Raw genomic sequence first — 20,798 nt, 5'->3', positions numbered from 1 at the left:
TCAGCCGGCCGGGACGATCCTCACCACGGCGACGGCCACGGCGAGCACGAGCACTGCCGTGCGCATCAGCCGCTCCGGCAGGGTCAGTCGCTGCCACGTGAGGAAGAGCAGCCAGCCGACGAAGGCCGCGACGACGAGGAAGGCGATACCGCCCCACGGGCGCGGCGCGAGGATGCCGACCGCCAGCAGGACGACGAGGCCGCCGAGGGCGACGGGACGCGGGACGGCGTTGAGCCGCTCCACCCACGGGTAGGAGGCGTGCTCGAGACGGGAACGGAAGCTCAGGGCCACGCGACGAGCCTAGGGGACGCGACGGCATACCCCGGACGCGTGGCAAAGCAGTGGCGCCGGCCCGATAACCTGTCCCGCATGGCCAAGCAGACATCCATCGTGGACACCGTCGTCAGCCTCTGCAAGCGCAGGGGCTTCGTCTTCCCGAGCGGCGACATCTACGGAGGCACGCGGTCTGCCTGGGACTACGGTCCCCTCGGCGTCGAGCTCAAGGAGAACATCCGCCGGCAGTGGTGGAAGTCGATGGTGACGAGCCGCGACGACGTCGTCGGCCTCGACTCCTCGATCATCCTGCCGCGCGAGACGTGGGTCGCCTCAGGCCACGTCGGCACCTTCACCGACCCGCTCGTCGAGTGCCTCAGCTGCCACAAGCGCCGCCGCCAGGACCACCTCCAGGAGGCGCTCGCCGAGAAGAAGGGCATCGAGGACCCCGACTCGATCCCGATGTCCGACATCGTGTGCCCCGACTGCGGCACCAAGGGTCAGTGGACCGCGCCCCGCGAGTTCAACATGATGCTCAAGACCTACCTCGGCGTCATCGAGGACGAGTCGGGCCTGCACTACCTGCGCCCCGAGACCGCCCAGGGCATCTTCGTCAACTTCAACAACGTCATGCAGGCCTCGCGCAAGAAGCCGCCGTTCGGCATCGCCCAGACCGGCAAGAGCTTCCGCAACGAGATCACGCCGGGCAACTTCATCTTCCGCACCCGCGAGTTCGAGCAGATGGAGATGGAGTTCTTCGTCAAGCCGGGCGAGGACGACGAGTGGCTCCAGTACTGGCTCGAGGAGCGCACCCGCTGGTACGTCGACCTCGGCATCAACCCCGACAACCTGCGTCACTTCGAGCACCCCGCCGACAAGCTCTCGCACTACTCGAAGCGCACCGTCGACATCGAGTACCGCTTCAACTTCGTCGGCTCGGAGTGGGGCGAGCTCGAGGGCATCGCGAACCGCACCGACTTCGACCTGTCGACGCACAGCAAGCACTCGGGGACCGACCTCGTCTACTTCGACCAGCAGACGGGCGAGAAGTACACCCCGTACGTCATCGAGCCGGCGGCCGGTCTGTCCCGCTCGCTCATGACGTTCCTCGTCGACGCGTACCACGAGGACGAGGCCCCCAACACCAAGGGCGGGGTCGACAAGCGGGTCGTGCTGCGCCTCGACCCGCGCCTCGCGCCGGTCAAGGCCGCGGTGCTGCCGCTCTCGCGCAACGCCGACCTCTCGCCCAAGGCGCGCGACCTCGCGGCCACGCTGCGCAGGCACTGGAACATCGACTTCGACGACGCCGGCGCCATCGGCAAGCGCTACCGCCGCCACGACGAGATCGGCACGCCGTTCTGCATCACCGTCGACTTCGACACGCTCGAGGACCACGCCGTGACGATCCGCGAGCGCGACTCGATGGCCCAGGAGCGCGTCGCACTCGACCAGGTCGAGGGCTACCTCGCGCAGCGCCTCATCGGCTGCTGACGCCACGTCACGACACCGCCGACGTATGCCGTCCGCCCACCCGGGTGGGCGGCATACGTCCGTCCGGGGCGACGTGAGCCCCAAGCGCCGTCTGCCCCATGCGCGCGAATCATCACCGGTCACAAAGGGGTTCGCATCCTGAGCCGGGCGTCCTGACGATGAAATGGGTTTCAAGGACTTCTCTTGACCGAACCCGGAGGCAAGCCTGAGTCGGTCCATGGACCGGTCTTGGGCGGCCCTTCCTAGGTTCGACGTCGTCGGCCGGAACCGCGGCCGACGAGCCCGACACAGGAGAAGCGCGCCCATGATCCGCACCAGTCTCACCACCCTGGCCGCCACGGCCGCGATCGCCACCGCGATCACCGTGATGCCGGCCCAGGCATCGACCCTCGCGTCCGACCCGACCCCCGCGCCGACGCCAGCGGCGTCCACCGACTCAGGCCAGTCCGTCGCCGAGATGTCGGCGCGCTGGCTCGCGAAGGACCGTGCCATCAGCCTCGCCACGGCTCGCCAGCGCGTCGCGGCCCAGGACGGACAGACCCGCACGGCGGCCTCGCTCGAGCGCGCGCTCGGCGCCCGGGCCGCAGGGTCCTACATCGACGCCACCTCCGGCGCGCTCGTCGTCAACGTCGTCGACACCGCGTCCGTCGCCAGGGTGCTGTCTGCCGGTGCCGTCGCCAAGGTCGTCGACCGCTCGACGAGCGAGCTGTCCGCGACCGAGCGCGCGGCACGCGCACGTGCCGGGTCGGCCGTCGTGTCCTCCTACACCGACCCCGTCACCAACGGCGTCGTCCTGACCGTCCCCAGCGCGCGGGTCTCGGAGGTCCGCAGCGAGGTCGTTGGTCTCGACGGGGTGACCGTCGCAGGCACCGACGCACGGACGACGACGCAGGCCAACGTCTACGGCGGCCAGCAGATCGAGTTCAGCGGCTACGTCTGCTCGCTCGGCTTCAACGCCACCCGCGGCGGTGCTCCGGTGTTCGTCACCGCCGGCCACTGTGGTGAGGGTTACCAGACCTTCAGCAAGGGAGGCACGACGCTGGGGTCGACGCAGGCGTACTCCTTCCCGGGCAACGACTACGCCTACTCGACCCTGACGTCGAGCTGGACCGGGGTCGGTGCCGTCGACCTCTACGACGGCGTCAACGCCCGCCGGGTCTCGGGCTACTCGAACGCCCCGGTCGGGACCGCGATCTGCAAGTCGGGCCGCACGACCGGCTGGACCTGCGGCTCGGTGCAGGCCAAGAACGTCACCGTCAACTACAGCAACGCCGACGGCTCGACGAGCACCGTGAGCGGCCTGACGAAGAGCAACACCTGCACCGAGGGTGGCGACTCGGGCGGCTCGTGGATGGCGAGCACGTCGGCACAGGGCGTGACGAGCGGTGGTGCCGGCTACGGCGCCAACAGCGTCTGCGGCCAGAAGGTCGGCCAGCCCAACATCGCCTACTTCCAGCCCGTCGACGAGATCGTGTCGGCCTACGGCCTGACGCTCAAGACCTCCTGAGGTCCGCCTCCACCACCCGGACTCCGGGGGACGCGACCGCCGGCCCGCACCACGACGAGGTGGTGCGGGCCGGCGGCGTCCCGGGCGCCGGGCGTCCGGGATCGGCGGCATACTGCCGGCATGGTCGAGCCCGAGGTGCTGCGCGCCACGCCCGGCGACCGGGCGCGCGCGGCTGCGGATGCGCTCGGCGACGACGTGCTGACGGACTGGTGCGCCGATCTGCTGTCGGGCCGCGCCACCTGGGGCGACTCGGCCCTGCCCGACATCGGCTGGGTCGGGGGTCAGGTGGTGTCGGGCTGGGGGTCGCCCGACCACCTCGACGACGACACCCGCTACTGGTCACGCGTGTGGGCAGCGCGCACCCTGCTGTACGTCTGGAGCGAGCGGTGCGGTGCGGATGTCGTTGCGGCACTGGGCGATCCAGCGTGGCGTGTCCGCGAGATGTGCGCGAAGGTCGCGGCCCGCTGGGAGTTAGGTCCGGCGGCAGAGACCTGCGCCGACCTCGTCACGACCGATGCCGTGCCCAGGGTCCGGGTCGCCGCCGCGCGTGTCCTCGCGGTCACCGGGGAGGGAGAGCACGCCGACGCGCTGCACGAGGCCCTGGACGACCCGGACGAGTCCGTGCGCGTCGCGGCCGCCCGGGCGCTCAGCACGCTCGAGCGACGTCTCGACCGCGACCTCTGACCCGGCAACACACCGAGCAGGTCACAACCCGCCGGGATCCGATCGCGGTGAGTTGTGACCTGCTCGGTGTGTTGCGAGGTCGTCGGGGGGCTCAGCCGGGGGAGTGGCCGGTCGCGACCGGCCGCGCGGGATCGCGGATCCACTCGCTCCACGAGCCGGGGTAGAGCACCGTGTCGACGCCGAGCTCGGCCAGCGCGAGCATCTCGTGGGCCGCGGTCACACCCGACCCGCAGTAGACCCCGACCGCCCGGTCGCCGAGGTCGACGCCGTCCGTGACGCCGGCCCAGTGCTCCGCGAGATCCCGGCGGAACGTGCCGTCGGCGGTGATCCACGCCGCCGTGGGGCTGTTGCGCGCTCCCGGGACGTGCCCGGCCACGGGGTCGATCGGCTCGGTCTCGCCGGCGAAGCGCTCGGCCGCCCGGGCGTCGAGGAGCAGCCCGTCGCGGGCCAGGGCGGCGGCACCGGCGGCGTCGAGCGTCGGCAGGTGACCCGGCTGCACGACGACGTCGCCGTGCCGGTCGGCGGGTTGCTCGGTCGAGACGGGAAGCCCGGCCGCCAGCCACGCGGCATACCCCCCGTCGAGCACGCGGACGTCAGGGATGCCCACCCAGCGCAGCACCCACCAGGCGCGCGCGGCGGCATACGACTCCTTGCCGTCGTACGTCACGACACGGGTGTGCGCGGTGATGCCGGCGCGACGGAGCAGTGCCTCGACGACGGCGGGGTCGGGGAGCGGGTGGCGCCCGCCGTCCCCGGGGGGAGCGGCGAGCTCGGTGTCGAGGTCGACGAAGTAGGCGCCGGGCACGTGGCCGGCGTCGTAGTCCGCGCGGCCCGCAGACGTGTTCGCCGTCGTCAGCGCCCAGCGCACGTCGAGGACGACGACGTCCTCGATCTCTCGGGCGAGCTCGGTGGCGGTGATGAGGTGGGTCACCGGGCCATCGTGGCATCCTCACCGTGTGCGTGCTCACCTGGTCCTCGTGCACGGGTCGCGCCTGTCGAGCAGCCAGTGGGCGCCCCAGGTGCCGCTCCTGCGCGACCACGTCGACCTGACCCTCGTCGACCTGCCCGGGCACGGCGCCCGCGCCGACGAGGACTTCACGCTCGCGCGGTGCGTGGACGTCATCGGCGGTGCAGTGAGTACCGTCCCAGCCGGTGGCCCGGTCGTGCTCGTCGGCCACTCGCTCGGCGGCTACGCCGCGATGGCGTATGCCGCCGCCCACCCCGACACGCTCGACGGACTCGTCCTCGCCGGGGCCAGCGCGGTCCCGACCGGTCCCGGAGCCGCCGTGTACCGCGGCGTCGCGGCGCTGACGGACCGACTCGGCGCCGAGCGGATGACGCGCGTCAACGACCGCGTCCTGCACCTCCTCTACCCACCCGAGCGCATCGACCCGGTCATCGCCGGCGGCTACTTCTTCGCGCCGACGGCCGCCGCGTGGCGGGAGGTCATGGCGCACTGCCGGCCGTCGATGCTCGAGCACGTGCGGTGCCCGGTGCTGCTCCTCAACGGCCAGTTCGACCAGCTGCGGATCGGCGCGCGGGCCTACCTGCGCGCGTGCCCGAGCGCACGCGAGGAGATCGTGCGCCGGGCCGGGCACCTGTCCGGCCTGGACCAGCCCGAGGCCTTCGCCGACGCCCTGCTGCGCTTCACGCGCAGGGTCACCGATTCGGCCGAGCGCGCCTGATCGGGGACAATCGAGCCCGTGACCGACGTGATGACCCCTGTGACGCAGGCCGGTGAGGCCGCCCCCGCACACGCGGACGGCGCCGTGCTGCCCCCGCTGCGCATCGGCCGCCACGTCATCGAGTCACCCGTCGTGCTCGCGCCGATGGCCGGCATCACGAACCGTGCCTTCCGCCGACTGTGCCGCGAGTACGGCAACGAGGGGCGCGCGATCGGCGGCGCCAGCGGTGCGACGAGCCTCTACGTCAGCGAGATGATCACCTCTCGCGCCCTCGTCGAGCGCACCCCCGAGTCGATGCGCCTCATCGAGCACGACCCCGACGAGAACCCCCGCTCCATCCAGCTCTACAGCGTCGACCCCGCCACCGCGCGGGCCGCCGCCCGGATGCTCGTCAGCGAGGACCGGGCCGACCACATCGACCTCAACTTCGGCTGCCCCGTCCCGAAGGTCACCCGCAAGGGCGGCGGTTCTGCCCTGCCGTGGAAGAAGGACCTCTTCAAGGCCATCGTCGGGGCCGTCGTCGAGGAAGGCGCCAAGCGCGACATCCCGGTCACGGTCAAGATGCGCAAGGGCATCGACGACGTCCACCTCACCTTCCTCGACGCGGGCCTGACCGCCGAGGCCGAGGGCGTCGCGGCCGTCGCCCTGCACGGCCGCACCGCCGCGCAGGCCTACTCGGGCACTGCCGACTGGAGCGCCATCCGGATGCTCAAGGAGACCGTGACGAGCATCCCCGTCCTCGGCAACGGCGACATCTGGTCGGCCGAGGACGCCCTGCGCATGGTCCGCGAGACCGGCTGCGACGGCGTCGTCGTCGGTCGCGGCTGCCTCGGTCGGCCGTGGCTCTTCACCGACCTCGCGGCCGCCTTCGCCGGCACCTCGGCGCGCGTGACCCCGACGCTCGGGGAGGTCGCCGAGACGCTCCGGACGCACACGGCATACCTCTGCGACTTCTACGGCGAGGAGGAGCGCGCCTGCCGCGACATCCGCAAGCACATCGCGTGGTACCTCAAGGGATTCCCGGCCGGCTCGACGATCCGCAACTCGCTCGCGCTCGTCGACTCGATGGCGGCACTCGACCGCCTGCTCGCGACCCTCGACCCCGACGTGCCGTGGCCCGGTGAGGCCGCAGAGGGCCAGCGCGGGCGAGCCGGGTCGTCGCGCACCGTGGCACTGCCCGACCGCTGGCTCGAGTCGCGCGAGCTCTCCGAGGAGCACCGGCGCACCATCGCCGAGGCCGAGCTGTCCGTCAGCGGCGGCTGAGCCTCACTTCAGCCAGACGCTGAGCGGGCCGATCAGCTCGCAGCCGGCCGAGACCGCTGCGGCGACGCTCGCGCCGGCCTCCCAGCCGACGAGGGGTATGCCGCCCGCGACGTCTCGCGCGGCGGCAGCGGCCGCGCCCCACGCCCGCTCCACGTCGCCGTCGAGCGTGAAGACGTTGCCGAGGCCGGCGACGTCACCCGTCACGTTGACGATAGCCCCCGCGACGACGGGGGAGTGCGGGTCGTCGGACGCGCGCTGCGCGAGGAACGAGACGCCCGGCTCGTCGAGCAGGGACGGCCGCAGGATGGCCTCGGCGTCGGGGTCGCTCGCCCACGCGCGCACCCAGGCAGCCATCGCGTCGGGCGTCGTCACGCGCTGCCAGCGGCCGTCGGGAGCGCGCGCCGGTCGGGAGGGGTCGAGCCAGACCCACTCGCCGACGACGAGCCGGGCGAAGTCCTCCATCGACAGGTCCAGACGCGACCACGAGTCCTTGACCGAGCAGCCGTCCGAGTCGTCGACGCGCGCGAGGACGTCGTACTCGCCGGCGTCCGGCGACAGCGTCACGGCGTCGGGGTAGTAGGGCGGCGTGCGCGTGGACGCGGTCCACGCCTCGTCGTCGAGGGTGCACGCGACACCGTGCGAGCGGGCCACGGCGTCGCACCAGAGGGCGTTGTTGCGGGCGGCGAGCAGGATGCGGTCGGTCACGGCACCGATCCTCCCAGCGTCGGTGGCCGGTGGCAGGATCGGGTCATGCGACAGGGCGGATCGGGCGAGCGGCCCGCGATCTTCTTCAACGACGCAGAGGACTTCCGGGCCTGGCTCGAGGCCCACCACGAGAGCGCCACCGAGCTGTGGATGGGCCTCAACAAGAAGCACGTCGAGCCCCGCGGGCTGCAGTGGGCCGACGCCGTGCGCGAGGCCCTCTGCTTCGGCTGGATCGACTCGATGGCCCAGCGCATCGACGAGGACGCGGTGCGCCAGCGCTGGACCCCGCGCAAGCCGGGCAGCAACTGGAGCGCCATCAACATCAACGCCGTCGCGGAGCTCACAGCCGCCGGGCGCATGCGTCCGGCCGGCCTCGCGGCGTTCGCCAAACGGCGCGAGGACCGCTCCGGCGTCTACGCCTACGAGAACCGCGAGCTCACCTGGTCCGACGACTACGAGGCGATGCTGCGCGCCGACCCGCGCGCCTCGGCCTTCTGGGACGGCGCGACGCCGTCCTACCGCAAGCTCGCCACGAACTGGGTGCTCACGGCCAAGCAGGAGGCGACGCGCGACAAGCGCATGGCCGAGCTCGTGCAGGACTGCTCTGCGCTGCGCCTCATCAAGACGCAGCGCTACGGCACCGAGCCGGCCTGGGTGCGACGCATGCAGGCCGAGCTCGGCTGAGCCGCGGCGGTGTGGGACCAGGTCCCTGCCGCGTCAGGCCAGGATCAGCGCTTGGCCTTGGGCGGGATGATCTCGGTGTGGTCCTTGGCGGCGGACTTCGCGTGCTTGTCGGCACGCTTCTCCTTGAGCGATCTGGCCTTCGTGGACATGTGGGACTTCGGTGACTTGTCGCCCATGGCGCGCTCCTGAGTTCGGAAGCCTGAGCGGCTCCATCCCTGAAGTATGCGCCCCGGGAGCGGCGCCGTGGTCGGCCGTGCCGCGCCGCATAGAGTTCCCGTGTGGGCTACGAGGGTCGGGACCGGGAGCGCTGGGTCGCGGAGGACCCTGCCCAGAAGCGCGCCGACCGTGACGACTTCGCCCGCGACCGGGCGCGGGTCGTGCACTCGTCGTCGCTGCGGCGGCTCGCCGCCAAGACCCAGGTGCTCGCCCCCGGCCACGACGACTTCGTCCGCAACCGGCTGACCCACTCGCTCGAGGTCGCGCAGATCGGCCGCGAGTTCGGTGCCGCGCTCGGCTGCAACGCCGATGTCGTCGACACCGCGTGCCTGGCCCACGACCTCGGCCACCCGCCCTTCGGGCACAACGGAGAGACGGTCCTCGACGACATCGCGTCGGGGATCGGCGGTTTCGAGGGCAACGCGCAGACGCTGCGACTGCTGACGAGGCTCGAGGCCAAGCGGGCGCACCCCGACGGCACGTCCGCCGGGCTCAACCTGACGCGCGCGAGCCTGGACGCGACGACGAAGTACCCGTGGGCCCGCGGTCGGGGCCCCTACGAGACCCACAAGTTCGGCGTCTACCCGTCCGACCTGCCCGTCTTCGACTGGATCCGCGACGGCGCGCAGGAGCAGCGCCGGTGCCTCGAGGCCGAGGTCATGGACTGGTCCGACGACGTCGCCTACTCCGTCCACGACGTCGAGGACGCCATCGCCTCGGGCTGGATCGACCCCAGGCTGCTGCACTCCCGAGACATGGCCGACGTCATCGACGTCGCGGGCCGCACCTACGCGCCCGACCTCGGCGCCGACGCGCTCGGGGCCGCGCTCGAACGCATCCTCGCCTCGGGGGCGGTGCCGACGGCATACGACGGCTCGCGGGGCGACCTCGCGCGGCTCAAGGACATGACGAGCAGGCTCATCGGGCACTTCGTGCTCGTCGTCGAGCAGGCCACGCGCGAGCGGCACGGCCCGGGAGAGCTGTGCCGCTTCGAGGCCGACCTCGTCGTGCCCGACGACACGCGCGCCGAGTGCTCCGTGCTCAAGGCGATCGCGAACCACTTCGTCATGACGACCGACGAGCGCCTCGCGATCATGTCGGGGCAGCGCGACGTCGTGCGCGCCGTCGTCGAGGCGTATGCCGCCGCGCCCGAGGAGCGCCTCGACGTGGCCTTCCGGCTCGACCACGAGGCGGCCGCCGACGACGGGGAGCGGCTGCGCGTCGTCATCGACCAGGTGGCCTCGCTGACCGACGTCCGGGCTCTCTCCCTCCACAGCCGGTGGTGCCGGTGACGGGACGCACCCGGGCGAGCACCTAGAATCACGGATGGCGACAGGAGGCAGATGGCGGGGCTGATCAACAGCGAGGACATCGCGGCGGTCAAGGCGCGGTCGTCCATCGAGGACGTCGTGCGCGAGCACGTGACGCTCCGCTCCGCCGGTCCGGGATCGCTCAAGGGCCTGTGTCCCTTCCACGACGAGAAGTCGCCGTCGTTCAACATCCGCCCGGCCGTCGGTGCGTGGCACTGCTTCGGCTGCGGCGAGGGCGGCGACGTCATCTCCTTCATCCAGAAGGTCGACCACCTCAGCTTCTCCGAGGCCGTCGAGCGGCTCGCGCAGAAGCTCGGCATGGAGCTGCGCTACGAGAACGGCGACCGCCCGCGCGAGGAGGGGCTCGGCCGCCGCAGCCGGCTCGTCGAGGCCCACCGCGTCGCCGAGGAGTACTACACCGAGCTGCTCCTCGGCAGCCAGGGCGCGCGTCAGGCCCGTGACTTCCTCCGTGCCCGAGACTTCAACAGCGAGCACGTCAAGCAGTTCGGCGTCGGCTTCGCGCCGCGCGGGGGCGAGGACCTCGTGCGTCACCTGCGCGCCAAGGGCTTCACCGACGACGAGCTCGTCACCGGCGGCATCGCCGGGCGCGGATCGCGCGGGCTCTACGACCGCTTCCGCGGGCGTCTCGTCTGGCCGATCCGCGACATCACCGGCGACACCGTCGGCTTCGGTGCGCGCCGGATCTTCGACGACGACCGCATCGAGGCGAAGTACCTCAACACGTCCGAGACGCCGATCTACAAGAAGTCGACCGTGCTCTACGGCCTCGACCTCGCCAAGAAGAAGATCTCGCAGGGCCGTCGGGCCGTCGTCGTCGAGGGCTACACCGACGTCATGGCCTGCCACCTCGCCGGCGTCGAGACCGCCGTCGCCACGTGTGGCACGGCCTTCGGCGCGGACCACATCAAGACCCTGCGTCGCCTCATGCGTGACGAGGCCGGTCTCGCCCCGGCCCGGGTGATCTTCACCTTCGACGGTGACGCCGCCGGCCAGAAGGCGGCCATGCGTGCCTTCGCCGACGACGAGAAGTGGACCTCGCAGTCGTTCGTGGCCGTCGAGAAGTCGGGCAAGGATCCGTGCGAGCTGCGTCAGGCCGGGGGCGATCCGGCCGTCCAGGCGCTCATCGAGGACGCCGTCCCGATGTTCGAGTTCGCGGTGCGCACGACGATCAAGCGCTTCGACGTCGCGACGGCCGAGGGGCGCATCCAGGCCGTGCGCGCCGTCGCGCCCATCATCGCCTCGATCCGTGACCAGTCGCTCCGGCCGGAGTACACCCGCGAGGTGTCCGGCATGCTCGGGCTCGACGTCGAGCAGGTCGCGACCGAGGTCTCCCGGGCCGGCAAGATCAAGGTCGACGAGGACGCCCGGACGGAACGGAGCGATCGTGGCGACCGTGGTGACGGCCGGGACGACGCCGAACCGCACGTGGCCGACGGTGGAGGCATGCCGGTGCCCGACCGTCGCGACCCCGTCGTCCACGCCGAGCGACAGCTGCTCCAGGTCCTGCTCCAGTTCCCGACGGTCTTCAAGCCGGGGGCCATCGACCTGCTGACCCCCGAGGCCTTCTCGGCGCCGGCGCACCGAGCGGTCTTCGACGGCATCCGCATCGCCCACCACAGCGGCGACAAGGGCAACGCCCGCGCCTGGACCTCGGCCGTCACCGAGGCCGCACCGTCGCCCGTCGCCGGACTCGTCAGCGAGCTCGCCGTCGACACCCTGCCGACCCGGATGGACGCCTCGACCGGGCTGCCCACCTCGCGCTACGTCGACGAGCTCTTCGACCGGGTGCGCACCATCGCCCTGACCCGACAGATCGCCGACTCGATGAGCGAGATGCGCCGGCTCGACCACGCCGAGACACCGTCGCCCGAGCGCACGCGTGAGCTGGGCATCCAGCTGCAGACGCTCCAGCGCGAGCTCGCGGCGATCAAGGCGGGAATGGGCTGATGGCACTCTTCGAGCGGCGGCGTCGACCGGCGCTGCCCCCCGACGTCCGCGCGGTCGTCCCGCTCGACCCGGGCGAGCAGGTGCTCGCCTGGGCCCGGGACGAGACGACGGACGCGCACGTCGTCGCGACGACCTACCACCTGGCACTCGTCGACGCCGAGGGCCGGCTCCTCTGGCGGCGACCCTGGCACGAGGCGGAGTCCGGCACGTGGCAGGGCGAGTCCTCCCGGCTCACGGTCACGTGGGTCGACCGGGGCGTCCCGGCGCGCTGGCACCTGACCGAGCCCTCGCTGCTCCAGCAGGCCCTGCGTGAGCGGCTCCAGGCGAGCGTCGTGCTCGCCGACGAGTTCCGCACGGCCGGGCGGCGCACGGTGCGCGTCGTGATCCGTCAGGACCTCGCCAGCGGTGCCCTGCTCGAGCAGACGATCCCCGGCAAGGGGGCCGACCTCGACGACCCGCAGGTGGCCCGGGAGGCGGCTCAGCGCATGGCCCGACTGCGGTCCGAAGTGGGCCTCTGAGGGGGTCGCCCCGGCGCGGTCCGAGGCCCTTCGCGACACCGACGGCGACGCGCCGAACCCGATTTCTCGCCCGCCCGGATGCTTTGCTATGGTTGCGCAGCAGCATTCCCCTGTAGCTCAATTGGCAGAGCAGCCGGCTGTTAACCGGCAGGTTATTGGTTCGAGTCCAATCGGGGGAGCACCGAGCAGAAGGGCCCCGACACGATGGTGTCGGGGCCCTTCTTCGTCTGCCGTGCGGCCCGCTGGTGGCCCGCTGCCAGTGCCGCAGACGTGGAGCGCTGCCGGACCCCTGGCGGGTGTCCGGCGGCGCTCCACGGTGGTGCTGGTCGGCTCGTCAGCGGTTCGTCGCGTCACCGGTGTGGACGCCCGCGCCGGCGATGCCGTCGGTGGGGGTGTCCACGGTGCCGGCCCCGGTGACCCCGGTGGCCAGGGCACCCCTGCGGGGGCCACGGCCGCGACGGTTGAGCCGGCTCTCGACCCGGCCCGCCAAGGTGGTGAGACCGAAGTTGAGCGCGATGAAGATGGCCGCGGCGAGGACGTAGGCGGGGATGACCGTGGCGTAGGCCGTGCCCATGTCCCGCATGCTCTGGAGCAGCTCGGGATAGGTGATCGCAGCGCCGAGCGCGCTGTCCTTGAGGATGACGACGACCTGGCTGACGAGAGCAGGCAGCATGGCCGTCAGCGCCTGGGGCAGCTGGATCGACCGCATCGTCTGCGGCGCGGTGAGACCGATCGAGAGGCCGGCCTCGGACTGACCCTTCGGCAGCGAGTACACGCCCGAGCGGACGAGCTCGGCGATGACGGAACCGTTGTAGAGCGTCAGGGCGATGACGACCGCCATGAAGGAGTTCAGGCTCGCGACGAAGATGTTGTTGAAGGCGAAGAGCTGGAAGAGGAAGTACATCATCAGCAGCACCGGGACGGCCCGGAAGAACTCGACGATGATGCCGCTGAACCAGCGGATCGCGGCGTTCTGGGACAGGCGTCCCATGCCGAAGAGGACGCCGAACACCATCGCGGCGACGATCGAGACCGCGGCCGCCTTGAGGGTGTTGATCAGGCCGGGCACGACGTACGAGGTCCACACCTCGGGGTCGACGAGCGGCGACCACAGCGCTGCGGTCAGCTGACCCTGGGCGTTGAGCTTCCACAGCACGAGCGCGAGGGTCGCGAGGAGCAGGACGACTCCGAAGGCCGTGAGGATCGCGTGGCGGCGCCGGGCGCGGGGGCCGGGGGCGTCGAAGAGGACGTTCTCGGCACTCATCGCTTCACCGCCAGTCGACGTGAGAGGGACGTGAAGAAGACACCGACGGGCAGCGTGAGGATGACGAAGCCGAGCGCGAAGACGAGGAAGACGGCCACGCTGGCCGTCTCGTTCTCGATGATGACCTTCATGAGGGCCGACGCCTCGGCGACGCCGATGACGGAGGCGACCGTGGTGTTCTTGGTCAGGGCGATGAGCACCGAGCCGAGTGGGGCGATGGCGCCGCGGAACGCCTGCGGGAGGATCACCTCACGCAGGCTCTGGCCGAAGGTCAGCCCGATGGAGCGCGCTGCCTCGGCCTGGCCGAGCGGCACGGTGTTGAACCCGCTGCGGATGGCCTCGCAGACGAAGGCCGCGTGGTAGACGGCGAGGGCCACGATGGCCCAGCGGATCGCGTTGTCGCGCAGCGACGTGGAGGAGCTCTGGTCGACGAGGCTCACCTCGAGGACGATCCCGACTCCGGCGAGGGAGAAGAACATGATCAGCGTCAGGGGGGTGTTGCGCACGGTGTTGACGTAGAAGGCACCGAGTCGGCGGAGCACCGCGACCGGGGACACCCGCATGATCGCGAGGACCGTGCCGATGACGAGCGCGCCGATCGCCGAGAAGAACGTCAGCCTGATGGTCATCCAGAAGGCTTCGAGGATGTTGTATTTCTCGAGAATGTCGAGCATGTCCCTCCTTCACGCACAAGGGATCTGGCCCGCACGAGCCGCGGCGCCGGCGTGGCGCCGCGGCTCGCACGAGGAAGGAGTCAGGAGCAGGCGGCCGGGGTGGGCGGGTTGCCCGCGCCGGGCTTGTAGCCTGCCGGTCCGAGGTTGGCGTCGAGCGACTTCTGCCACGAGCCGTCGCTGATCATCTTCTTGATGGCGTCCGTGATCTTCGTGCACATCGCGGTGTCGCCCTTCTTGACGCCGATGCCGTAGTTCTCCTCGGAGAACGGCTTGCCGACGACCTTGAACTTGCCCTTGTACTGCTCCTGCGCGGCGTAGCCGGCGAGGATCGTGTCGTCCGTCGTCAGGGCGTCGACGCCGCCGGTCTGGAGGGCAGGGAGGCACTCGGAGTACGTGCCGAACTCCTGCAGCTGCACGCCGGGGTACTTGTCCTTGACCTTCTGGGCCGAGGTGGACCCGGTGACCGAGCAGAGCTTCTTGCCGGTGAGGCTGTCCGGGCCGGTGATCGACGAGTCGTCGGCACGGATGAGGAGGTCCTGGCCGGCGATGAAGTACGGACCGGCGAAGGAGACCTTCTCCTTGCGGGCGTCGGTGATCGAGTAGGTCGCGACGACGAAGTCGACCTGACCGGTCTGGATGAGCGTCTCGCGCTGGGCGCTCGGTGCCTGCACCCAGGTGATCTTGTCCTCGCTCGTGCCGAGCTCCTTGGCGACGTACTTGGCGACCTCGACGTCGAAGCCGCTGTACTCGCTGCCCTTCTTCAGGCCCATGCCTGGCTGGTCGAACTTGATGCCGATCTTGAGTCCGCTGTCGCCGCCGCCGCCGGTGGCGGCGGGCTGACCGGATCCGCACGCGGCGAGCGTGAGAGCCAGTGCCGCAGCCGCGGCCACGGCTCCGATTCGTCGTGCCTTCATCTGGGTTCCTCCCTGAGTGGTTGCTCGCGGCACGCGGTGCTGCGTGCCGCTCCCTGTCGCTAGGTCCCGTGGGTGGTGGGTTCGGTGGGTTCGGTGGGTGGGTCAGTGGGTGAGGATCTTGCCGAGGAAGTCCTTGGCCCGGTCGCTCTTCGGGGCGGTGAAGAACTCCTGGGGCGTGCCGATCTCGACGATCTGGCCGTCGGCCATGAAGACGACGCGATCGGCCGCCTTGCGGGCGAAGCCCATCTCGTGGGTGACGACGATCATCGTCATGCCCTCCTTGGCGAGGCCGACCATGACGTCGAGGACCTCGTTGACCATCTCCGGGTCGAGGGCCGAGGTGGGCTCGTCGAAGAGCATGACCTTGGGTCCCATGGCGAGCGAGCGCGCGATGGCGACACGCTGCTGCTGTCCACCGGAGAGCTGCGCGGGGTACTTGTCGGCCTGGGCCTCGACACCGACGCGCTTGAGCAGGTCGGTCGCCTGCTGGTCCGCCTCGGACTTGGACTTCTTGCGGACCTTGACCGGTCCGAGCGTCACGTTGTCGCGGATCGTCTTGTGCGCGAAGAGGTTGAAGGACTGGAAGACCATGCCGACGTCGGCACGCAGCTGCGCGAGCGGCTTGCCCTCCTCGGGCAGGGTCTTGCCGTCGATCGAGATGGTGCCCGACTCGATGGTCTCGAGGCGGTTGATGGCGCGGCACAGCGTCGACTTGCCCGAGCCGGACGGTCCGAGGACGACGACCACCTCGCCCTTGCCGACCGTGAGGTTGATGTCGCGCAGCACGTGCAGGTCACCGAAGTGCTTGTTGACGCCGTCGATGACGACCATGGGGTCACGAGGCGTGTCCGGGGTGCGATCGCTCGGCGCCGCGGTGTCGGGGTTCACGTCGTCCATCCCGGAAACCTATCGGCTCCGGGCACCGGCGAGCACCCTCCGCGCCGAGCGTGCTCGAATCGTGAGGAGTCCCGACGACGGACGCGCACCCGGTCCTCCGTCGCAGACGGGGCCGGTCAGTCGTCACGTACGGGCACGGCCCCGACGGCGGGAGGACTCAGGGCGTGCCCTCGGCCGCCGTCGTCGAGGAGGCGGTCGGCTGGTTCGTCGACGTGTCGGCAGCCGTCGCGATCGCGGTCGCGACCTCCGTGGCCGCCGTGAGCACCTGGGTCGCCGTCGCCGTCGCCGTGGCCGTCGGTGACGGTGCGGGGTCCGCCGCGACCGGCGCGGCCGCAGGAGCGCTCGGCGCGACCGATGTCGAAGGCGGCGGGGGCGGCGGGTCGCTCGTGGTCACGGGGGGCGGGTCCACCGTCGTCGTGGTCGACGGGGCGGTCGTCGTGGTCGACGGGGCGGTCGTCGTGGTCGACGGGGCGGTCGGAGCCGGGGTCGTCGGCGGGACCGTCGTGGACGGCGAGCTCGTCGTCGTGGTGGGCGACGGCTTGGTGGGCGTGGGCTTGGACGTGGTCGTCGGGCTCGGGGCGCTCGTCGTCGTCGAGGGGCGCGTCGTCGGCGTGCCTGTCGTGGTCCCGGGCTGCGACGTCGTCGGGGTCGTGGTCGGCGGACGACCACCCGTGCTCGGCGTGTCGGTCGGTGCCTGGGTCGCCTGGGGGATCGGCACGTCGCCGTCGGCGACGGTCCGGATGACGCGGCCGCCCGGGTCGAGCACGAGGTGCGGGACGACGGCATAGGGCACGGAGGCGGTGGCCGACGGCGCGAAGCCGAGGTACGGCGCAGGGTCGACGTAGCGGTCGTTGACGATGACGTCGAAGTGCAGGTGGCAGCCGGTCGACCATCCCGTGGTGCCGCTCAGCCCGATGACCTGGCCCTGCGTGACGTGCTGGCCCTCGGTGACGAGGAACTTCGACTGGTGGCCGTAGGCCGTCTTCAGCGTCGGGGTGTGCTGGATGATCGTGCGTCCACCCCACGACGCGGAGACCCGGGCGTAGATGACGGTGCCGTCGGCGGCCGCGTGGATCGGGGTGCCGCAGGCGGCGGCGAGGTCGATGCCCGTGTGGAACATCGGGCGACCGAGGAGCGGGTGGATGCGCGGTCCGAAGGGCGAGGTCTCGCCGCCCGGGACCGGGTGGATGAACAGCGGGCGGCCGATGATCGGGGCCGCGATGGCCTGGGCCGTGGCGGGTGCCAGGCTGATGGCCGGGAACATGAAGAGGCCGCCTCCGATGGCGGCGCTGAAGGCGGAGTCGACCGGGGCCAGGGCGACCGTCGGCGAGCCGGTGACCGATCCGGTCAGCTCCTTGCGGGCCTGGCTGACAACGGCGGCGGCGTCCTGGACGGCGGCCGGCGAGCCGGCCGCGAGCACGACCGAGGCGGTCGGGGGCGCGGGGGTGCTGCCCCCGAGAAACGGCAGCAGGGCGAACAGCAGCAGCATCGTCGCGAAGGGCACGAGTCGACCGCTCATCCTGATGTTCAGGACGAACGGACCACTGCGCTCATTGGCGTCTGTCACCGTCAAGCCACCCCCTCGAGGCACACCCACTGTCACCTTCGACACTCTCCCGGCGGTCGCGCCGCCGCAACCGGAAGGCCCCCACGAACGCCCCCACGTCCTGACCGGCCGGTCTCGACCACCATAGGTCGAGCCGTTGCGCAGGGGGCGGTTCCCGCGAAAATGCCTCGGGAATCGGTGACGTATGTGACTGATGGGGACAATGTCCGTCTCTCGGCCGGTCGGGAATCGGGGACGCCGTCGGGCGGTTGGCGCTTGAGAACCTATCCCGTAGAGCAGATGGAGCCAGCCATGACCCCGCAGGCAGCCTGGATCGATGCCGTCCGTACGTCCCACGAGCGCCTCCGCGGCGTCCTCGACCGCGTCCAGCCGCAGCAGTACGAGAGCAGGGCCTACCCCGACGACTGGAGCATCGCCCAGGTCGCGTCCCACCTGGGGAGCCAGGCCGAGATCTTCGGTCTCTTCCTCGACGCGGGTCTCGCCGACGGCAGCGCCCCGGACGGCGACGCCTTCAAGGCCGTGTGGGCGCGGTGGGACGCCATGGCACCGGCCGACCAGGTCAGCGAGAGCGTCGTGGCCAACGACCGCTTCGTCGCCCGGCTCGAGGAGGTCGCGTCGTCCGGTTGGCCCTTCGAGGTCGAGCTCTTCGGCGGACCGGCCGACCTCTCGGGCGTCGCCGCCGCCCGGCTGGCCGAGCACGCCGTGCACACGTGGGACGTCGAGGTCGTCCTCGACCCCGCCGCGACCGTGGGGCCGGAGGCCGTGGACCTGCTCGTCGACCGGCTCCCGGGCACGGTCGCCTTCGCCGCCCGACCGTCTGCGGACGTCGCCCCCACCTCGGTCGTCGTCGGGACGCACGGGACCGAGCGGCGCTTCCGGCTCGACGTCGACGCGGACACGATCCGGCTCGAGCCCGTCGACGAGGACGCCACGACGACGTCCGGAGGAGAGTCCTCGGACGACGCCACCGACGTGGTGCTGCCCGCGGAGTCGCTCGTTCGCCTCGTCTACGGCCGACTCGACGCCGAGCACACCCCCGACGACGTCACGGGCGCCGAGCACCTGCCGGCGCTGCGGGCGATCTTCCCGGGCTTCTGACCGCACGGAACGCACCCGAGCGCACTGGAGCCCGCCGGCCACGAGGCCGGCGGGCTCCGACGTCCGAAGCACACGGCATACGCCATCTGCCGAGCGGGGCAGCGACGGTCAGGTCGTCGGGACCTTGCGGAAGGCGACCCAGGCGTCGTTCATCCGCTCGACCTGGCCCTTCGTGAACATGTTCATGCAGGAGTCCTGGGTGTAGTCCATGAAGTTGTGGATCGGGTCGAGCCCGGGTGCGCTGCACGTGTCGGCGCCCGTGGGGCAGTCGAACTGAGCGATCGCCTCGCGCGGGGTGTCGGCCACGAAGTCGCCGCTGGCCGAGCAGGCGCCCTTGAAGGTGTGCTCGAGCATGAGCCAGTGGCCGACCTCGTGGGTCAGGGTGTCGCCCTCGGCGTACTTGCCGGCCGTCCCGCCGGGCATCGACTCGTCGAGCATGACGACGCCGTCGATGTAGTCGCGGCCGTTGTTGTAGCCCTTGGGGAAGTAGGCCCAGCCGAGCAGGCCCCCGCCGATGTCGGCGGAGTAGACGTTGAGCGTCTCGGAGTTGCCCGTGTAGAGGGCCTTCTTCATGTCGCGCTCGGTCTTGCCCGGCGTGACGGTGTACCACTGGGCGTTGACGGTGTAGTCGATCTTCGCCAGTGAGAACCGGAACGGGGAGTCGGCGGCGCCCGGCGCCGTCCTGCCGCTGTAGGAGTCGTTGAGCACCGTCATCTGCGCGGTGATGAGCCGCTGCCACCGTGCCTTCTCGGCGACCGAGAGCGCGTGGTCGGAGACGACGTGGAAGACCGTGGGGATGTGGACGCTGCCGTTGGCCATCCGTGGCGCGTCCTTGACGACGCCGTATGCGTTCGCCTCGTTCGTGGAGTAGAGCTCCGGCTCCTTGGCGGTGCTGCCGGCGCGGACGCGCGCGACGTCGGGCGCCGCCTCGCACGCAGCCGCGCCCGGCGAGGCCTCCGTGGGGGCGTGGGCGGCGGCACCGGTCGTGGCGGCGCTGACCGTCGCGCTGGAGGACCCGGCGGCGACGACGCTGAACGCGGCCGCGGTGACGGCCATCCAGCGCAGGGCGGGCTTGCGTGGCATACGTGATCTCCCATGTGGTGGTCCCGAGCGTGCAGTAGCCGGAACCTACTGCGCGCCGGGGCCGTCACGGGGCCTTGGGAGGTCACGAAGACGGACGGGCCTAACGACGGGCCTGTGCAGCGTGACGCGACGGATCCCGTCGTCCGGCTTGCGGCAATCTTGCGGAAACCACGGCATTTGGGGGGTTTCGATCTTGCAGTCCGCACGGCACAGTGGTCGCTGTGGGGGAAGAAGCCCGACCAGGACCGTGGGGGGACGGGTCGGGGTAGGACCGGCGGGGGAGCCGGCTGGGGGGTGAGGACGGGGCGGGTTCTGCCGGGGGAGTCGGCGGGACCCGCCCCGACCGCTGTCCGGCGACGTCGTGGCCCGGACGGCCGGTGTCCTGACTGCCCCGATCTGTGCGGTTTCCTCACGAGACATGCGTGGGCGGGTGGACACTGGGGGCAGGGCCCGCAGGCCCCCTCTCGGGAGAAGGGTCGGCGCGGCCCGGCGGACGGCGCGGCCCTCGTGGTCGACGAGCACCGGGCCCGACTCCCACCCCCGGGGCCCGTGCTCTCCCCTCAACACCGTCCGGGTGCCGACCGGTCCGCGAGCGGACCACTCGGTGCAGGACTGGCCGGCGGTGGTCGCACCCCGCCGGCCAGCCCCCACCGTTTCCGCGCCCGTTGCCACCGGTGTCCGGTGGGGCTGTCCGGTGGGGCTGTCCGGTGGGGCTGTACGGGTTCGGTTGATGGTTGACGGTTGTGTGTCGGTTGATCCTTGACACTCGTTGTTGGTGTTCATTCTGCTCTGGTCTTGGTCAGGGCACCTCCCAGGGGTCGCTTGTTGCGGACGGATCCGGTGCTCTCGCGTCGCACGGTGCGGAGCAGTTCGTTGCCGATCCAGAACTGCAGGATCTCCGGTCCGACGTGCACGTCGCAGCGTTCCCCGGCCCGGTGTCGTCCAACGGACACCTGCTGCCAGGAGACGCACACGACGCCGACGGTCGACACCTTCC

At 71.2% G+C, this 20,798-nt stretch carries 20 protein-coding genes, 1 tRNA gene and 1 pseudogene; 11 read left to right on the top strand and 11 right to left on the bottom strand.

Annotated elements, in window-relative coordinates; genetic code table 11:
* Positions 1-291 carry a DUF6703 family protein gene (locus H283_RS0105720; RefSeq protein WP_020142556.1) on the bottom strand — a complete coding sequence of 97 codons (291 nt, stop codon included), beginning with the start codon at positions 289-291 and terminating at the stop codon, positions 1-3.
* A 78-nt stretch (positions 292-369) separates the two neighbouring features.
* Between H283_RS0105720 and H283_RS0105715 the strand changes: the two genes are divergently transcribed.
* The 3 genes from H283_RS0105715 (at position 370) to H283_RS0105705 (ending at position 3,955) form a co-directional block, all read left to right on the top strand.
* Positions 370-1,764 (top strand): glycine--tRNA ligase, encoded by a 1,395-nt coding sequence (locus H283_RS0105715; protein ID WP_020142555.1) that lies wholly within the window; start codon positions 370-372, stop codon positions 1,762-1,764.
* Positions 1,765-2,068: 304 nt separating this feature from the next.
* Positions 2,069-3,271 carry a S1 family peptidase gene (locus H283_RS0105710; protein ID WP_020142554.1) on the top strand — a complete coding sequence of 401 codons (1,203 nt, stop codon included), beginning with the start codon at positions 2,069-2,071 and terminating at the stop codon, positions 3,269-3,271.
* Positions 3,272-3,391: 120 nt separating this feature from the next.
* Positions 3,392-3,955: a HEAT repeat domain-containing protein gene (locus H283_RS0105705; RefSeq protein ID WP_020142553.1), complete on the top strand. Its 564-nt coding sequence runs from the start codon at positions 3,392-3,394 to the stop codon at positions 3,953-3,955.
* Between the two features lie 91 nt (positions 3,956-4,046).
* Here H283_RS0105705 and H283_RS0105700 read toward each other — a convergent pair whose 3' ends face one another.
* The gene (locus H283_RS0105700; protein WP_020142552.1) at positions 4,047-4,886 is read right to left on the bottom strand and encodes a sulfurtransferase; all 840 of its coding nucleotides are present in this window, start codon (positions 4,884-4,886) and stop codon (positions 4,047-4,049) included.
* Positions 4,887-4,911: 25 nt separating this feature from the next.
* Between H283_RS0105700 and H283_RS0105695 the strand changes: the two genes are divergently transcribed.
* Both H283_RS0105695 and dusB read left to right on the top strand, forming a co-directional pair.
* A complete protein-coding gene (locus H283_RS0105695; RefSeq protein ID WP_020142551.1) occupies positions 4,912-5,640 on the top strand; it encodes an alpha/beta fold hydrolase in 729 nt (242 codons plus the stop codon).
* 30 nt (positions 5,641-5,670) lie between these two features.
* Entirely contained in the window at positions 5,671-6,903 is a 1,233-nt protein-coding gene (dusB, locus tag H283_RS0105690) for a tRNA dihydrouridine synthase DusB (RefSeq protein ID WP_043648630.1), read from the top strand.
* Between the two features lie 3 nt (positions 6,904-6,906).
* Here the strand turns inward: dusB and H283_RS0105685 are convergent, their stop codons facing one another.
* Positions 6,907-7,608, bottom strand: a complete 702-nt coding sequence (locus H283_RS0105685) for a hypothetical protein (RefSeq protein ID WP_020142549.1) — start codon at positions 7,606-7,608, stop codon at positions 6,907-6,909.
* Positions 7,609-7,653: 45 nt separating this feature from the next.
* Between H283_RS0105685 and H283_RS0105680 the strand changes: the two genes are divergently transcribed.
* Positions 7,654-8,292 (top strand): YdeI family protein, encoded by a 639-nt coding sequence (locus tag H283_RS0105680; RefSeq protein ID WP_020142548.1) that lies wholly within the window; start codon positions 7,654-7,656, stop codon positions 8,290-8,292.
* Between the two features lie 44 nt (positions 8,293-8,336).
* Here the strand turns inward: H283_RS0105680 and H283_RS28585 are convergent, their stop codons facing one another.
* Entirely contained in the window at positions 8,337-8,468 is a 132-nt protein-coding gene (locus H283_RS28585; RefSeq protein WP_020142547.1) for a hypothetical protein, read from the bottom strand.
* A 102-nt stretch (positions 8,469-8,570) separates the two neighbouring features.
* Between H283_RS28585 and H283_RS0105670 the strand changes: the two genes are divergently transcribed.
* From H283_RS0105670 to H283_RS0105655, 4 genes are all read left to right on the top strand, one after another.
* The gene (locus H283_RS0105670; RefSeq protein ID WP_020142546.1) at positions 8,571-9,800 is read left to right on the top strand and encodes a deoxyguanosinetriphosphate triphosphohydrolase; all 1,230 of its coding nucleotides are present in this window, start codon (positions 8,571-8,573) and stop codon (positions 9,798-9,800) included.
* A 51-nt stretch (positions 9,801-9,851) separates the two neighbouring features.
* Entirely contained in the window at positions 9,852-11,786 is a 1,935-nt protein-coding gene (dnaG, locus tag H283_RS0105665) for a DNA primase (RefSeq protein ID WP_020142545.1), read from the top strand.
* A complete protein-coding gene (locus H283_RS0105660; RefSeq protein WP_020142544.1) occupies positions 11,786-12,304 on the top strand; it encodes a hypothetical protein in 519 nt (172 codons plus the stop codon). Before dnaG ends, H283_RS0105660 begins: the two co-directional genes overlap by 1 nt.
* Before the next feature lie 106 nt (positions 12,305-12,410).
* A tRNA-Asn gene (locus H283_RS0105655) sits at positions 12,411-12,483 on the top strand.
* A 155-nt stretch (positions 12,484-12,638) separates the two neighbouring features.
* On the opposite strand, the gene H283_RS0105650 is transcribed toward H283_RS0105655, so the two are convergent.
* From H283_RS0105650 to H283_RS26520, 5 genes are all read right to left on the bottom strand, one after another.
* Positions 12,639-13,568 (bottom strand): amino acid ABC transporter permease, encoded by a 930-nt coding sequence (locus H283_RS0105650; protein WP_020142543.1) that lies wholly within the window; start codon positions 13,566-13,568, stop codon positions 12,639-12,641.
* Complete coding sequence (locus H283_RS0105645) at positions 13,565-14,242, bottom strand: amino acid ABC transporter permease (protein WP_020142542.1); 678 nt, start codon at positions 14,240-14,242, stop codon at positions 13,565-13,567. The genes H283_RS0105650 and H283_RS0105645 overlap by 4 nt, the downstream gene beginning before the upstream one ends.
* Positions 14,243-14,322: 80 nt before the next feature.
* On the bottom strand, positions 14,323-15,156 hold the full coding sequence (locus H283_RS0105640) for a glutamate ABC transporter substrate-binding protein (RefSeq protein WP_028785351.1): 834 nt from the start codon (positions 15,154-15,156) through the stop codon (positions 14,323-14,325).
* A 102-nt stretch (positions 15,157-15,258) separates the two neighbouring features.
* Positions 15,259-15,987, bottom strand: a complete 729-nt coding sequence (locus tag H283_RS0105635) for an amino acid ABC transporter ATP-binding protein (RefSeq protein WP_028785350.1) — start codon at positions 15,985-15,987, stop codon at positions 15,259-15,261.
* 223 nt (positions 15,988-16,210) lie between these two features.
* Positions 16,211-17,572, bottom strand: coding sequence for a M23 family metallopeptidase (locus H283_RS26520; RefSeq protein WP_020142539.1), 1,362 nt, complete (start codon positions 17,570-17,572; stop codon positions 16,211-16,213).
* A gap of 339 nt (positions 17,573-17,911) precedes the next feature.
* Between H283_RS26520 and H283_RS0105625 the strand changes: the two genes are divergently transcribed.
* Positions 17,912-18,718: a maleylpyruvate isomerase family mycothiol-dependent enzyme gene (locus H283_RS0105625; protein ID WP_020142538.1), complete on the top strand. Its 807-nt coding sequence runs from the start codon at positions 17,912-17,914 to the stop codon at positions 18,716-18,718.
* Positions 18,719-18,826: 108 nt separating this feature from the next.
* Here the strand turns inward: H283_RS0105625 and H283_RS0105620 are convergent, their stop codons facing one another.
* Complete coding sequence (locus H283_RS0105620) at positions 18,827-19,801, bottom strand: zinc metalloprotease (RefSeq protein ID WP_020142537.1); 975 nt, start codon at positions 19,799-19,801, stop codon at positions 18,827-18,829.
* Between the two features lie 779 nt (positions 19,802-20,580).
* Positions 20,581-20,798, bottom strand: a pseudogene (locus H283_RS28060) (hypothetical protein); the annotation flags it as partial.

The sequence above is a fragment of the Terracoccus sp. 273MFTsu3.1 genome, assembly GCF_000383675.1.
Taxonomy (GTDB): domain Bacteria; phylum Actinomycetota; class Actinomycetes; order Actinomycetales; family Dermatophilaceae; genus Terrabacter.
The sequence above is the reverse complement of the archived record's forward strand: the minus strand, read 5'-3'. Positions and strand labels throughout refer to the sequence as shown.

What these genes read in the sequence shown, in the direction of transcription:
- H283_RS0105715 (WP_020142555.1), top strand. Translation starts at nt 370, where the DNA reads ATGGCCAAGCAGACATCCATCGTGGACACCGTCGTCAGCCTCTGCAAG.
- H283_RS0105710 (WP_020142554.1), top strand. Translation starts at nt 2,069, where the DNA reads ATGATCCGCACCAGTCTCACCACCCTGGCCGCCACGGCCGCGATCGCC.
- H283_RS0105705 (WP_020142553.1), top strand. Translation starts at nt 3,392, where the DNA reads ATGGTCGAGCCCGAGGTGCTGCGCGCCACGCCCGGCGACCGGGCGCGC.
- dusB (WP_043648630.1), top strand. Translation starts at nt 5,671, where the DNA reads ATGACCCCTGTGACGCAGGCCGGTGAGGCCGCCCCCGCACACGCGGAC.
- H283_RS0105680 (WP_020142548.1), top strand. Translation starts at nt 7,654, where the DNA reads ATGCGACAGGGCGGATCGGGCGAGCGGCCCGCGATCTTCTTCAACGAC.
- H283_RS28585 (WP_020142547.1), bottom strand. Translation starts at nt 8,468, where the DNA reads ATGGGCGACAAGTCACCGAAGTCCCACATGTCCACGAAGGCCAGATCG.
- dnaG (WP_020142545.1), top strand. Translation starts at nt 9,852, where the DNA reads ATGGCGGGGCTGATCAACAGCGAGGACATCGCGGCGGTCAAGGCGCGG.
- H283_RS0105660 (WP_020142544.1), top strand. Translation starts at nt 11,786, where the DNA reads ATGGCACTCTTCGAGCGGCGGCGTCGACCGGCGCTGCCCCCCGACGTC.
- H283_RS0105650 (WP_020142543.1), bottom strand. Translation starts at nt 13,568, where the DNA reads ATGAGTGCCGAGAACGTCCTCTTCGACGCCCCCGGCCCCCGCGCCCGG.
- H283_RS0105645 (WP_020142542.1), bottom strand. Translation starts at nt 14,242, where the DNA reads ATGCTCGACATTCTCGAGAAATACAACATCCTCGAAGCCTTCTGGATG.
- H283_RS0105640 (WP_028785351.1), bottom strand. Translation starts at nt 15,156, where the DNA reads ATGAAGGCACGACGAATCGGAGCCGTGGCCGCGGCTGCGGCACTGGCT.
- H283_RS0105635 (WP_028785350.1), bottom strand. Translation starts at nt 15,987, where the DNA reads ATGGTCGTCATCGACGGCGTCAACAAGCACTTCGGTGACCTGCACGTG.
- H283_RS26520 (WP_020142539.1), bottom strand. Translation starts at nt 17,572, where the DNA reads ATGAGCGGTCGACTCGTGCCCTTCGCGACGATGCTGCTGCTGTTCGCC.
- H283_RS0105625 (WP_020142538.1), top strand. Translation starts at nt 17,912, where the DNA reads ATGACCCCGCAGGCAGCCTGGATCGATGCCGTCCGTACGTCCCACGAG.
- H283_RS0105620 (WP_020142537.1), bottom strand. Translation starts at nt 19,801, where the DNA reads ATGCCACGCAAGCCCGCCCTGCGCTGGATGGCCGTCACCGCGGCCGCG.